Raw genomic sequence first — 12,954 nt, 5'->3', positions numbered from 1 at the left:
AAGCGTTGCTGCACAAGGGTTTCAGGTGATTCACGGTGGTGCACGGGTCTGGCCACGCACTGCAACTAATTCACCAAATTGACACAACTCAGCACATACAATGCCGCAAGGAGCCCCACAATGAGAACCGCCATGACACTCGCCAAGCAAGCCCTCGCCGCCAGCGCCGCCCTTCTTCTGGCCGGCGCCGCATTCGCGCAGAAGACCACGCTGACCGTCTACACCGCCTGGGAAACCGAGACGCTGAAGCCCTACGCCGAGGGGTTCGCCAAGGTCGCGCCCGATATCGAGCTGAAGTACGTCCGCGACTCGACCGGCGTGATCACCGCCAAGGCGCTGGCCGAGAAGGCCAACCCGCAGGCCGACGTGATCGCCGGCCTGGCCGCCTCGAGCCTGGAGCTGCTGAAGCAGGAAGGCATGCTGCAGCCCTATGCGCCCAAGGGCTTCGAACGCCTGACGCGCGACTACAGCGACAAGGCGACGCCGCCCTCGTGGCTCGGCCTGGACGTCTGGGGCGCGACGGTGTGCTTCAACACCATCGAAGCAAAAAAGCGCAACCTGCCGAAGCCGGAAACGTGGCGCGACCTGGCCAAGCCGATCTACAAGGGCATGATCGTGATGCCCAACCCGGCCTCGTCGGGCACCGGCTTTCTCGACGTGACCGCGTGGCTGCAGCTGTTCGGCGAGCAGGAAGGCTGGAAGTACATGGACGCGCTGCACGAGAACATCGCCCAGTACACGCATTCCGGCTCGAAGCCGTGCAAGCAGGCCGGCGCCGGCGAATTCCCGATCGGCATCTCGTTCGAGCTGCGCGCGCACAAGACCAAGGCAGCGGGCGCACCGATCGACATCATCTTCCCGCGCGAAGGACTGGGCTACGACATCGAGGCCGCCGCCATCGTCAAGGGCACCAAAAAGCAGGAGGCCGCGCAGCGCTATCTGGACTGGCTCGCCAGCAAGGAAGCCAACGAGCTGTTCGCGCGCGACTGGGCCATCGTGGCCTACCCCGGCGTGGCCCGCAAGATCGAGACGATTCCGGCCGACTACGAAAAGATGCTGGTCAGGAACGACTTCAGCCATATCGCGAAGAACCGCGAGCGCGTGCTGGCCGAATGGCAGAAGCGCTACAGCGCCAAGGCGGAGAAGCAGTAAGCAGCGGCAGGCAGCAGGGCATCGCGCTGGCCGGCCACTCGCCGCCGCCCGCCGAAGCCAACCGCCGCAGCCAACCGCCGCACCCAGCCGCCGCAACCACCCGCCGCAACCACAAGACGCATTCACCAGACGCGCGCCCCCGTCCGACTCGATGGAGCCCACATCCATGACCACGTCCCCCACCCGGCACGAAAGTTATCTGAGCCTGAAAGGCATCCAGAAGCGGTTCGGCGGCGCCGACGGCTTCACCGCGCTGCGCCATATCGACCTCGACGTGCGCGAGGGCGAGCTGCTGTGCTTCCTCGGCCCGTCCGGCTGCGGCAAGACCACGCTGCTGCGGATCATCGCCGGCCTCGAATCGCAGACCGCCGGCACCATCCTGCAGGCGGGCCGCGATATCTCGACGCTGCCGCCGATGGAACGCGACTACGGCATCGTGTTCCAGTCGTATGCGCTGTTCCCCAACCTGACCGTGGCGGACAACGTTGCCTACGGGCTCGTCAATCGCCGCATGCCGCGCGAGCAGCGGCGTGCGCGCGTGGCCGAACTGCTGACGCTGGTCGGCCTGCCCGAGCGCGGCGCGCAATACCCGAGCCAGTTGTCGGGCGGGCAGCAGCAGCGCGTGGCGATCGCGCGGGCGCTGGCCACTTCGCCGGGCCTGCTGCTGCTCGACGAGCCGCTGTCCGCGCTGGATGCCCGCGTGCGGGTGCGACTGCGCAGCGAGATCCGCGCGCTGCAGCAGCGGCTGAACATCACCACCATCCTGGTCACGCACGACCAGGAGGAAGCGTTGTCGATGGCGGACCGCATCGTCGTGATGAACCAGGGCGCGATCGAGCAGATCGGCACGCCGGCGCAGATCTACCAGCGCCCCGCCACGCCCTTCGCCGCCGATTTCGTCGGCAAGACCAATATGCTGCCGGCGACCGTGGACAGCGACGGCCATCTGAGGCTGGGCGAACGGCGCCTGCAATGCATCGCGCCGCCGGGCTGCTGCACCGACGACACCGTGCAGATCTTCTTCCGGCCCGAGGACGTCTGCGTGCGCGGCTGCGACCAGCAGGGCGAAAACGTGCTCGATGCCACCGTCGACAAGATCGAGTTCCTCGGCGCCTTTTCGCGGCTGACCCTGAAGCTGGCGGACGGTGCCGGCGCGTCGGTGCCGCTCTATGCCGACCTGTCGCTCAACGACATGCACGAACTGCGTCCCAGCGCGGGCGATCCGCTGCGCCTAGCCATTCCCGCCGACCGCCTGCGAGTGTTCCGTCAGCCATGAGCCTGCTCCTGTCCAAGGCGACCGTGCCGCCCGTTCCGCCCCTTCCGCCCGTTCCGTCGGCCCCGCCCGTGCCGCCGCTATCCCCTTCCGCCGCGCCCGGCATCCCCTTCGGTGCGGTCCGTACCCACTGGACCGACCGCATTGCCCACGCGCTGCTGTGGGCCGCCGCGCTGGCGCTGCTGTGCTTCGTGCTGGCGCCGATCGTGATGATCCTGGCCAAGAGCGTGCAGAACCGCGACGGCACGCTGGCCGGCATTGCGCATTTCCGCACGTACCTGGCCACGCCCGCGCTGTGGCACTCGGTCTGGAACAGCGTCTGGGTATCGACGCTGGCCACCGCCATCACGGTGCCGCTCGCGTTCACCTTCGCCTACGCGCTGACGCGCAGCCGCATCGGCGCCAAGGGCCTGCTGCGCAATCTCGCGCTGATTCCGCTGCTGGCGCCGTCGCTGCTGGCCGCGATCTCCTTCATCTTCTGGTTTGGCAACCAGGGGCTGCTGAAGCCCTATATGGGCGAACTGCAGATCTACGGGCCGCTCGGCGTGGTCGGCGCGCTGGTGTTCGCGACCTTCCCGCACGCGCTGATGATCATGATCACGGCGCTGTCGCTGACCGATGCGCGGCTGTACGAGGCGGCCGATGCGCTGGGCACGTCCACCGTGCGCAAGTTCTTCACGATTACCGTGCCCGCCGCGCGCTATGGCCTGGTCAGCGCCGCGATGGTGGTGTTCACCTACGCGATCTCGGACTTCGGCATTCCGAAGGTGATCGGCGGCAACTTCCACATGCTGGCCACCGACATCTACAAGCTGGTGATCGGCATGCAGGACTTCTCGCAGGGCGCGGTGGTCGCGCTGATGCTGCTGGTGCCGGTGCTGGTGACCTACTGCATCGACGCGCGCGTGCAGCGCCGTCAGATGGCGCAGATGTCGGCCCGCTCGGTGCCCTACGTGCCCCGCCGCAGCCGCCGCTTTGACCTCGCCATGGCGGCATTGTGCTGGCTGGTCGCGGCGCTGATGGTGGCCGTGATGGGCATGGCGATCTACGCGTCCTTCGTCAAGCTGTGGCCCTACAACTTCTCGCTGTCGCTGAACCACTACCGGGTCGGCCTGGTGGAAGGCGGCGTCGTTGCTTCCTGGTTCAACAGCCTGAAGCTGGCGCTGGCCTGCGCGCTGATCGGTCCGGTCTTCATCTTCACCACGGCCTATCTGCTGGAGAAGACGCGAGGCCTCCCGTGGCTGCGCGGCTTCGTGCGGCTGATGGCGGTGCTGCCGATGGGCGTGCCGGGGCTGGTGCTGGGCCTGGGCTACATCTTCTTCTTCGTGCCGGCGGCCAATCCGCTCAACGTCCTGTACCAGACGCTGGGCATCCTGGTGCTGGTGACCATCGTCCACTACTACGCGTCCTGCCATTTGACGGCGGTGACCGCGCTCAAGCAGCTCGACGGCGAGTTCGAGGCGGTCTCGGCCTCGCTGAAGGTGCCGTTCTACACCACCTTTTTGCGCGTGACCGTGCCGGCCTGCCTGCCAGCGATCGTCGAGATTTCGCGCTACCTGTTCATCAATGCGATGACCACCGTGTCCGCGGTGGTGTTCCTGTACGGCACCGATACCAAGCTCGCCTCGGTCGAGATCGTCAATCTGGACGAGTCCGGCGATATCGGCCCGGCCGCCGCGATGGCGACGCTGGTCGTGCTGACCTGCGCCAGCGCCTGCCTCGCCTACCACGGCCTGCAGCGCTGGCTCGAGCGCCGCACCCAGGCCTGGCGCGGCGCCGACGAACGCGACTGACCCCAACCACAACCACACGATTCCCGCTCCGCCACCCCCCTGCCAGGAGATTCGACCATGATTCGCGGCAACGACCCCATTCTGCTGACGCCCGGCCCCCTGACCACCTCGCTCGCGACCAAGCAAGCCATGCTGCGCGACTGGGGCTCGTGGGACGCCGCCTTCAACGCCATCACCGGCAGCCTGTGCGAGGATCTGGTCCGCATCGTGCACGGCGAAGGCACGCACGTCTGCGTGCCGATGCAGGGCAGCGGCACGTTCTCGGTCGAGGCGGCGATCGCCAATGTCGTCCCGCGCGACGGCAAGGTGCTGGTGCCGCAGAACGGCGCCTATTGCCAGCGCATCCTGAAGATCTGCAAGGCGATCGGCCGCGCCTCGGTCGAACTGCCGATTCCGGAGGACCAGCCCGCCAGCGCCGCGGTGATCGAGGCCGCGCTGTCCGCGGACCCGTCGATCACCCATGTGGCGCAGGTCCATTGCGAGACCGGCGCCGGCGTGCTCAATCCCCTGCCCGAGATCGCGCAGCTGTGCGCGCGGCTCGGCAAGGGCCTGATCGTCGATGCGATGAGCTCGTTCGGCGCGATCGAGATCGACGCGCGCACGATGCCGTTCGACGCGCTGGTGGCGGCCACCGGCAAATGCATCGAGGGCGTGCCGGGCATGGGGTTCGTGCTGGTCAGGAAGGACGTGCTGGAGGCCAGCCAGGGCAACAGCCATTCGCTGGCATTGGACCTTTATGATCAATACGTCTATATGCGGAAGACCACCCAGTGGCGCTTCACGCCGCCCACGCACGTGGTCGCGGCCTTCCGCGCGGCGCTGGACCAGTATCTGGCCGAGGGAGGGCAAGCGGTGCGCGGCGAGCGCTATCGCCGCAACTGCGCCGCGCTGATCGACGGCATGCGCGAGCTGGGCTTTCGTCCCTTCCTGCGTCCGGAGGTGCAGGCGCCGATCATCGTCACCTTCCACGCGCCCGACGATCCGCGCTATGACTTCAAGACCTTCTATGCGAAGGTGCGCGAGCGCGGCTATATCCTCTATCCCGGCAAGCTGACGCAGGTCGAGACCTTTCGCGTCGGCTGCATCGGCGCGATCGACGACAACGAAATGCGCAACGTGGTGTCCGCGATCGGGCTGACGCTGCGGGAGATGGGGATCGACATGGCGGCGCAGCTGGCCAAGGCGGCCTGAGCCGCGGCGCTCGCCACGGATCCCACCGAACCCACCGATCCCGCCGCTCCGCTCGCCACGCATTGCACCGATCGACTTTCCGGCCGGCCCCGGCAGCCCGCGCGCACGATGCGAGCTGCCGGGCCGGCCGTGCCACTTCCCCAACAGGGCCAGCATGACCCTTCCCGCCGACTTCCACTGGATGGCGTTCGTCGCCGTGATGCTGTCCGCCGTGATGCACGCCTCATGGAATGCGATCGTCAAGATCGGCGGCGACCGCCTGTCGTCGATGGCGCTGATCGACACCTTCTGCCTGCTGGCGGCGCTGCCCTTCCTGCTGGTGGTGCCGCTGCCCGCGCCGGCGGTCTGGCCCTTCCTGCTGGCGACGGTCTGCCTGGAGGTCGTCTACAAGCTGTCGCTCGTCGCGGCCTACAACCGCGGCGACTTCAGCCAGGCCTATCCGCTGATGCGCGGCTGCGCGCCGATGATGGTCGCGTTGCTGCTGCTGGCGATGGGCAGCGAGCGGCTGGGCCCCGGCGGCTATGCCGGCATCGCGCTGATCTGCTGCGGGCTGGTCAGCCTGGTGCGCTGGCGCACGCAGTCGCCGCAGCTGATGGGCTTCGCGCTGCTGGCCGGCGCGTGCCTGGCGGGCGGCACGGTGATCGACGGCACCGCGGTCAAGCGCCACGGCGAAGTGTTCTCGTACATCGTCTGGCTGCAGACGCTGTCGCACCTGTTCATGCCGAGCTATGCGGCGGTCCGGCGCGGCCGCACGCTGCTGACGCTGCTGCGCACGGAGTGGAAGCGCGCGTGGATCGGCGGCATCAACCGGGTCGGGTCGTATGCGCTGATGCTGTGGGCGATGACGCTGGCGCCGGTGGCCAAGCTCGCCGCGCTGCGCGAATCGAGCGTGATCTTCGCCGCGCTGCTGGGCTACTTCCTGCTGCGCGAGCCGTTCGACCGGCGGCGGCTGATGGCGACTGCGCTGGTGCTGGCGGGGATCGTGACGTTGCAGCTGGCGCGGTAAGGTCCCAGCAGAGGCAGGGTCCGAGGAAAGGCAGGGTCCGAGGAAAGGTAGGGTCCGGGGAGAGGTAGGGTCCGAGGAAAGGGTCCGAGGAGCGGCGTCCTGCCGCGCCATACCGCCGTCTCATGGCGGCTGACCCCATCCGGAAGTACAATCGCTTTGTCTCGTTTTCCGGAACGGAGGAATCGCTTTGAAAACCGCCACCACCGCCGCGGCGTCCGCTCCACGCGCGCGCGGGGCCGCCAAGGCCAACTCGGCCGCCGCGGCCAAGGCCGCCGCGCGGCCCGCCCCGGTGCCGCCCCCGCCCTCGCCCAGCGAAGCCGCCAACGACCGTGGCGACACGCCCACGCTGCGCGCCTTCGCGCTGCTCGAATTCCTGGTCGCGGCCGACCGGCCGCTGACGCTGGCGGAGATCATGCAGGGCTTCGAGGCGCCCAAGGCCTCGCTGCACCGGATGCTGGGCGCGCTCGAAGCGGGCGGACTGGTGATCCGCGAACCCGGCGCGCGCAACGCCTATGCGGTCGGGCCGCGGCTGGCCCGCCTCGGCGTGGCCATCGTCACGCACTCCGGCACCCGCCAACTGCGCCACGCGATCCTGTCGCGGCTGGTCGAGGACATCGGCGAGACCGTCAACCTGACCATGCTGCACGAGAGCGCCGTGCTGTATCTGGACCGCATGGAGGCGCCCTGGCCGCTGCGGCTGGACCTGAAGCCGGGCTCCCACGTGCCGCTGCACTGCTCGGCCAGCGGCAAGCTGCTGCTCGGATTGCTGCCGCGCGAGCAGCGCCGCGCGCTGGTGAAGCAACTGCCGCTGGAACGCTTCACGCAGAACACCATCACCGATGTCGAACTGCTCGAGGCGGAGCTGGACCGCTGCGCCCACAAGCAGATCGGCGTCGACAACGAGGAGTTCGTCGCCGGCATCAGCTGCGTCGCGGTGCCGGTGCGCGACGAGCGTGGCCAGGTGGTGGCCGCCCTCGCGGTCCACGCGCCGACGGTGCGCTCGCCGCTGTCGCGTTCGCTGGAATTCGTGCCGCGGCTGCAGCAGGCGGCACGGGACCTGGCATCGACGTTCTGAGGAAGGCGAGCGCGCGGGGCTGCCATCTCGCGCGACGTCTCGACATCCGTTTTGCATTCCCTCGCCCGCTTGCGAGACAGGGCAGGGAGAGGGCAACCACGCGGCGTCGAACGATGGCGCTGCATCGTGCGGCGTTTTCCCTCTCCCCCAGCCCCTCTCCCGCTTGCGGGAGAGGGGAGCAACCCGCGCGAGAGCATGAGGCATCAAGCCCTTCCCTTCCACGGCACCAGCCACTTCTCCACGCCGCGCATCAGCAGATCGAAGCCATAGGCGATCAGGCCGATCAGCACGATGCCCATCACCACCACGTCGGTACGCAGGAAGTTCGAGGCGTTGAGCACCATCTGGCCCAGGCCTGCGGTGGCGGCCACCATCTCGGCGGCGACCAGCGTGGTCCAGCCGAAGCCGATCGCGATGCGCATGCCGGTCAGGATGTCGGGCAGCGCGGCCGGCAACACCACATGGCGAATCACCTGCCACGGCGTGGCGCCCATCGAATAGGCCGCGTTGATCTGCTCGATCGTCACCGAACGCACGCCGGCGCGCGCCGACATCGCCATCGGCGCGAAGCAGGCCAGGAAGATCAGCAGCACCTTCGAGGTCTCGTCGATGCCGAACCAGATCACGATCAGCGGCAGATAGGCCAGCGGCGGCAGCGGCCGGTAGAACTCGATCGGCGGATCGAAGACGCCGCGCGCGATGCGCGACACGCCCATCAGCACGCCGACCGGCACCGCGGTGATGGCCGCCAGCGCAAAGGCGCCGAACACGCGCACCATGCTGGCCCAGAAGTGGTCGAGCAGCGGCAGGCCGCCCTGCACATTGCCGTTCCACGCATCGACAAAGGCCTTGCCGATCGACTCCGGCGTCGGCAGGAACAGCGGCGGCACCCAGCCGAAATGGCTGGCGACCCACCACAGCACCAGCAGCGACACCACGGTGACCGCGGAAATCCGGGAGCTGGAGCCCTCGCCCGGCATCCGGTAACCGGAGACCGTGCGGACCTTGCGTGCCGGCGCGGCCGGCCCCGCCGGCCCCACCGACCCAACGGCGGCGGCGTTCGTGGTGGAAGACATCTCGTCGGCAACGATGGCGCCGGGCGCGCGCGGCGCGCCCGACAGGCTCTGAACGGTGGCAGGCATCGGCTTATCCTTATGGCGTGGCATGGATCAGGTCGACGATTTCCTCGCGATGGCGAATGAAATCCGGATCGGATTTGACGGCGCGCGCATCGCCACATTCGATATAGCGGCGCGCGTACGGCAGCTCGTAGGTGTGGGCGATGCGGCCCGGCGACGGCGTCATCACGATCAGCCGCGTGGCCAGGAACAGCGCCTCCTCGACGCTGTGCGTGATGAAGAAAACGATCTTCTGCTCGCGTGCCCACAGCTTCAGGATCAGCGCCTGGATCGACTCGCGCGTCAGCGCATCGAGCGCGCCGAGCGGTTCGTCCATCAGCATCACCGCCGGATCGTTGGCCAGCGCGCGTGCAATGCCGACGCGCTGCTGCATGCCGCCCGACAGCTGATAGACCGGCTTGTCGGCGACGTGCTCCAGCCCGACCAGCGCCAGCTTGTCGCGCGCGATGCGAAGCCGCTCCGCGCCGCCGACGCCACGCATGCGCAAACCCAGCGCGACGTTGTCGGCGACATTGAGCCACGGCATCAGGGCATGCTTCTGGAACACCACGCCGCGCTCCGCGCCTGGACCGTTGACGGCGTGGCCGTCGAGGCGAATCTCCCCTTCGGACGGCTGCATGAAGCCGGCGATGCAGGACAGCAGCGTGGTCTTGCCGCAGCCGGAGGCGCCCAGCGCGACGACGAAGTCGCCGCGCTCCATGGTCAGGTTGACCTGCGACAGCGCGAGCGTCTGCGTACCGCCCGCGCCCCCATAGTTGACGCTGAGGTTGTCGATTTCGAGTTTGGCCATCTCGGTTCCCTGTTGGGTCGTTGGCAAATGACTGGCGGATAGGGACGGACAGCGGCTCAACGCATTGCCCGCTTGACCCACTCGGCGTTGACGCCGGCGGAGTAGTCGGGCAGCACGGTCTGGATCGTGCCCTGCTCCTTCAGGAACTGCGCCGCCGACTGCAGGGCCTTGGCCGCGCCGCCGCCGAGCCAGCGCGCCGAGGCCTGTTCCTCCAGCGTCGGGAAGGCGTACAGCGACATGCTGCCCGGCACGTCCTCGGGCTTGGCGCCCGAGATCCTGGCCACCGTCTTGACCATCGGCGAATCCGCGGTCCACGCCGCCTTGTTCTTGCGGTAGTTGTCGTCCGCGGCCGCCAGCATCCTGACGAACTTGACCATGAAGTCCGGGTTCTCGCGCGCGAACTTCTTGCTGACGATCATGCCGTCGAAGGTCGCCTTGCCGGTGGACTGCGCGATCTGTCCCGAGGTCAGCAGCACCTTGCCGGTCGGCTTGATGCGCGCGAGCACCGGGTCCCAGATGAAGGTCGCGTCGATGTCGCCGCGCTGCCAGGCGGCGGCGACTTCCGGCGGCCGCATGTTCATGATGCGGACCTGCTTCGGATCGACCTTGGCCTGCTCCAGCGCGACCAGCGTGTGATAGTGCGTGGTCGAGACGAACGGCACGCCGATGCGCTTTCCCTTCAGGTCGGCGACGCTCTCGATGCGCGTGCCGTTGCGCGCGACCATCGCCTCGGCGGCGTTGATGTCGTCGAGAATCCAGAACAGCTCGACGTCCAGCCCCTGCGACAGGGCCGAGGCAATCGGCGAGGTGCCGGCCTCCGCGATCGCGATCTGTCCCGACGCCATCGCGCGGATCACGTCGCCGCCGCCGGAGAACTGGCGGAACGACACCTTGTAGCCCGTCTGCTTCTCGATCTCCTTGGCGTCCTGCACATGGCGCCATGGCACCACCATGTCCTGGTAGGCGATCACCACTTCCCTGGGCTGTGCCAGCGCGCCCGTCTGCACGGCGGCGGCCAGCACCGCGCCCGTTGCCAACTGCTTGATCCAACGCTCGATCCAACGCATCGTCGTATTCCTCAAGAAAAACAGGTTGCGTGCCGCGGCAGGGAGCGGCACGGAGATCCAGGCACCGGCAAGGTGCCTACTCGAGGAGGGGAAGACAGAAAGCAGGTCGCATGCCAATGTCTCCTTGCAGTGGACGGCTGTCGCGTCCTTGTATCGGCCGTCGCCACGTCGTGGTGGCAATCGGCGGCCAACGCCTTGCACGTTGGGTAGCGCTATCGTAGGCAGCCGGGGGCGCGGGCCATAGTGCCACTGGGCGGCAATCGTGGGTCCAAGCGCCCGCCGGCCGCCGAACCGCGCGAATCGCCTCACCCGGGAGCCCGGTTCCGGGGCTTTCTTCGCACCCTCAGCGCACCGTGGCGGGCTGTTTTGTCCCGTTTTAGTGCATATCACGTACCGTTTTCCGAGATTTTTGTTGACCGGAATGGCTCGCCGCCCTATCCTTCCCTCAGATCACCGTTTTCGGTACATTTCATCCCATTTTTCAATCCCGCCATGAAAGCGATCCACCGCATCATCGAGCGCGCGCGCTCGTCCCCCCGGCGCATCGTGCTGTGCGAGGCGGAGGACCCGCGCGTGCTGCAAGGCGCGCGGCGCGCGACGCAAGAGGGCATCGCCCGCATCGTGCTGGTCGGCGATGCCGCCCGCATCGCCGATGCGGCGCAGCGGCACGGCGTCGCGCTGGACGGCATGGAGCTGGTCGATCCCGCCAGCGCCGCGCAGCGGGACCGCTACGCGCAGCAATGGCTGGCGCTGCGCCAGCCCAGGGGCATGACGCCCGAGCAGGCGCAGCGCGACGTGCTGGCGCCGCTGTGCTTCGCCAATCTGATGGTGCGCGCCGGCGACGCCGACGGCTCGGTGGCGGGCGCGGTCCATACCACCGCGGACGTGGTGCGCCACGCGATCCAGATCATCGGCATCGCGCCGTCCTTCCGGCTGGTATCGAGCTTCTTCCTGATGATGTTCTGCGAGCCCTTTCACTCGCTCAAGGGCGGACTGATCTTCTCCGACTGCGGCCTGGTGATCGACCCGGACGCCGAGGCGCTGTCCGAGATCGCGATGGCAGCCGCCGACAGCGCGCAGAGCCTGCTGATGGAGACGCCGCGCGTGGCGATGCTGTCGTTCTCGACCAATGGCAGCGCGCACCACGCCGCCGTCGACAAGGTCGCCGCGGCCACGCAACGCGTGCGCGCGCTGCGACCCGACCTGGCCATCGACGGCGACGTGCAGCTCGACGCGGCCATCGTCGCGGAGATCGCGGAGCGCAAGCTGCCCGCCTCGCAGGTCCATGGGCATGCCAATGTGCTGGTGTTCCCGAGCCTGGAGGCCGGCAATATCGGCTACAAGCTCGCCGAGCGCCTGGGCGGCGCCGTGGCGATCGGGCCGATGCTGCAAGGGTTGCGGCGCCCGGCCAACGATCTGTCGCGCGGCTGCAGCGCGGACGACATCTTTCACGTGATCGCGGTCACCGTGGTGCAGGCGCAGGCCGCCGACCTCGAAGCGGGCGATGCCAGCGCGCAGATGGCGCTGCCGGGCATGGCTGGAGGCCCGGCGACTGGCACCACATCATCGGGAGCCACGCAGTCCTGATGAGTCTCGACACCTTGCTGCCGGTACTGGCCCTGCTCGGCCTCGGCAGCTATTTCCAGACCGTGACCGGGTTCGGCATGGGTCTGATCGTGATGGGCGCGGCCAGCGGCCTGCATCTGGCGCCGGTCGCCACGCTGGCCGCGCTGGTCAGCCTGCTGACGCTCGCCAACGGCGCGCTCGCGCTGCCCGGCAAGCTGCACCATATCGACTGGCGCGCGGTGCGGGCCGCCACGCTCGGCATCCTGCCGTCGGTGGTGGCCGGCGTCGTGCTGCTGCACTACCTGAGCGGCACCGCCGCCGGCGTGCTGCAGCTGATGCTCGGCGCCGTGGTGCTGTACGGCGGCATCGGCGCGGCCCTGCGTCCCGCCGCGTTGTCCAGCCGCTCCGGCGACGGCAGCTTCTTCGTCAGCGGCGTCTGCGGCGGCCTGCTCAGCGGCCTGTTCGGCGTCTCCGGGCCGCCGCTGATCTTCCAGTTCTATCGCCAGCCGCTGAACATGGTGCAGATCCGCTGCGCGCTGATCCTGGTCTTCACCACCACCTCGGCGGTGCGCACCGCCTACAGCGCCTGGCAAGGCGAACTGGCCAGCGACGTCTGGCTGCAGGCCGCGCTGGCCTTCCCGGTGGTCGCGCTGAGCACGATCGCGGCACGGCGCTTCCCGCCGCCGCTGTCGGCCGAGGCGACGCGGCGGGTGGCGTTCGGGGTGCTGGTGGTGCTGGGCGCGTATCTGATGGCCGGGCCCCTGTGGCAGTGGTTCGCGGCGCCTTCGGCATAAGGCGCACCGCATAACGTAGCCGCTCGTATCCTTTATTGCCGTTGCGCGGCCGAAATGCCCTCAACGTAGCCGCTCGGCTACGTTATGCGTGACGCCATCGCGCGCCGG

At 68.4% G+C, this 12,954-nt stretch carries 11 protein-coding genes; 8 read left to right on the top strand and 3 right to left on the bottom strand.

The features are described from left to right. The first annotated feature begins 120 nt into the window (after positions 1-120). From KZ686_RS22160 to KZ686_RS22135, 6 genes are all read left to right on the top strand, one after another. Positions 121-1,152, top strand: coding sequence for a putative 2-aminoethylphosphonate ABC transporter substrate-binding protein (locus KZ686_RS22160; RefSeq protein ID WP_407648570.1), 1,032 nt, complete (start codon positions 121-123; stop codon positions 1,150-1,152). Positions 1,153-1,318: 166 nt separating this feature from the next. Further along, the gene (locus KZ686_RS22155; protein ID WP_265633691.1) at positions 1,319-2,428 is read left to right on the top strand and encodes a putative 2-aminoethylphosphonate ABC transporter ATP-binding protein; all 1,110 of its coding nucleotides are present in this window, start codon (positions 1,319-1,321) and stop codon (positions 2,426-2,428) included. After that, positions 2,425-4,218 carry a putative 2-aminoethylphosphonate ABC transporter permease subunit gene (locus KZ686_RS22150; protein WP_265633690.1) on the top strand — a complete coding sequence of 598 codons (1,794 nt, stop codon included), beginning with the start codon at positions 2,425-2,427 and terminating at the stop codon, positions 4,216-4,218. Before KZ686_RS22155 ends, KZ686_RS22150 begins: the two co-directional genes overlap by 4 nt. A 57-nt stretch (positions 4,219-4,275) precedes the next feature. Beyond that, entirely contained in the window at positions 4,276-5,409 is a 1,134-nt protein-coding gene (locus tag KZ686_RS22145; protein ID WP_265633689.1) for a 2-aminoethylphosphonate--pyruvate transaminase, read from the top strand. Positions 5,410-5,563: 154 nt separating this feature from the next. Then, positions 5,564-6,415, top strand: a complete 852-nt coding sequence (locus KZ686_RS22140; RefSeq protein WP_226106118.1) for an EamA family transporter — start codon at positions 5,564-5,566, stop codon at positions 6,413-6,415. 289 nt (positions 6,416-6,704) lie between these two features. Further along, positions 6,705-7,490 carry an IclR family transcriptional regulator gene (locus KZ686_RS22135; protein ID WP_149316507.1) on the top strand — a complete coding sequence of 262 codons (786 nt, stop codon included), beginning with the start codon at positions 6,705-6,707 and terminating at the stop codon, positions 7,488-7,490. 203 nt (positions 7,491-7,693) lie between these two features. Here KZ686_RS22135 and KZ686_RS22130 read toward each other — a convergent pair whose 3' ends face one another. The 3 genes from KZ686_RS22130 to tauA are packed head-to-tail and all read right to left on the bottom strand — an operon-like array spanning position 7,694 to position 10,486. Beyond that, entirely contained in the window at positions 7,694-8,632 is a 939-nt protein-coding gene (locus KZ686_RS22130) for an ABC transporter permease (protein ID WP_407648569.1), read from the bottom strand. Between the two features lie 10 nt (positions 8,633-8,642). Further along, positions 8,643-9,419 carry a taurine ABC transporter ATP-binding protein gene (locus KZ686_RS22125; RefSeq protein ID WP_265633688.1) on the bottom strand — a complete coding sequence of 259 codons (777 nt, stop codon included), beginning with the start codon at positions 9,417-9,419 and terminating at the stop codon, positions 8,643-8,645. Between the two features lie 56 nt (positions 9,420-9,475). Then, complete coding sequence (tauA, locus tag KZ686_RS22120; RefSeq protein ID WP_226106120.1) at positions 9,476-10,486, bottom strand: taurine ABC transporter substrate-binding protein; 1,011 nt, start codon at positions 10,484-10,486, stop codon at positions 9,476-9,478. Positions 10,487-10,978: 492 nt separating this feature from the next. Between tauA and pta the strand changes: the two genes are divergently transcribed. Then, positions 10,979-12,073, top strand: a complete 1,095-nt coding sequence (gene pta / locus KZ686_RS22115) for a phosphate acetyltransferase (protein ID WP_265633687.1) — start codon at positions 10,979-10,981, stop codon at positions 12,071-12,073. Next, complete coding sequence (locus KZ686_RS22110; protein WP_149316264.1) at positions 12,073-12,846, top strand: sulfite exporter TauE/SafE family protein; 774 nt, start codon at positions 12,073-12,075, stop codon at positions 12,844-12,846. The genes pta and KZ686_RS22110 overlap by 1 nt, the downstream gene beginning before the upstream one ends. Positions 12,847-12,954 lie beyond the last annotated feature (108 nt).

It is taken from the genome of Cupriavidus cauae, from assembly GCF_026210475.1.
Lineage (GTDB): Bacteria > Pseudomonadota > Gammaproteobacteria > Burkholderiales > Burkholderiaceae > Cupriavidus > Cupriavidus cauae.
The sequence above is the reverse complement of the archived record's forward strand: the minus strand, read 5'-3'. Positions and strand labels throughout refer to the sequence as shown.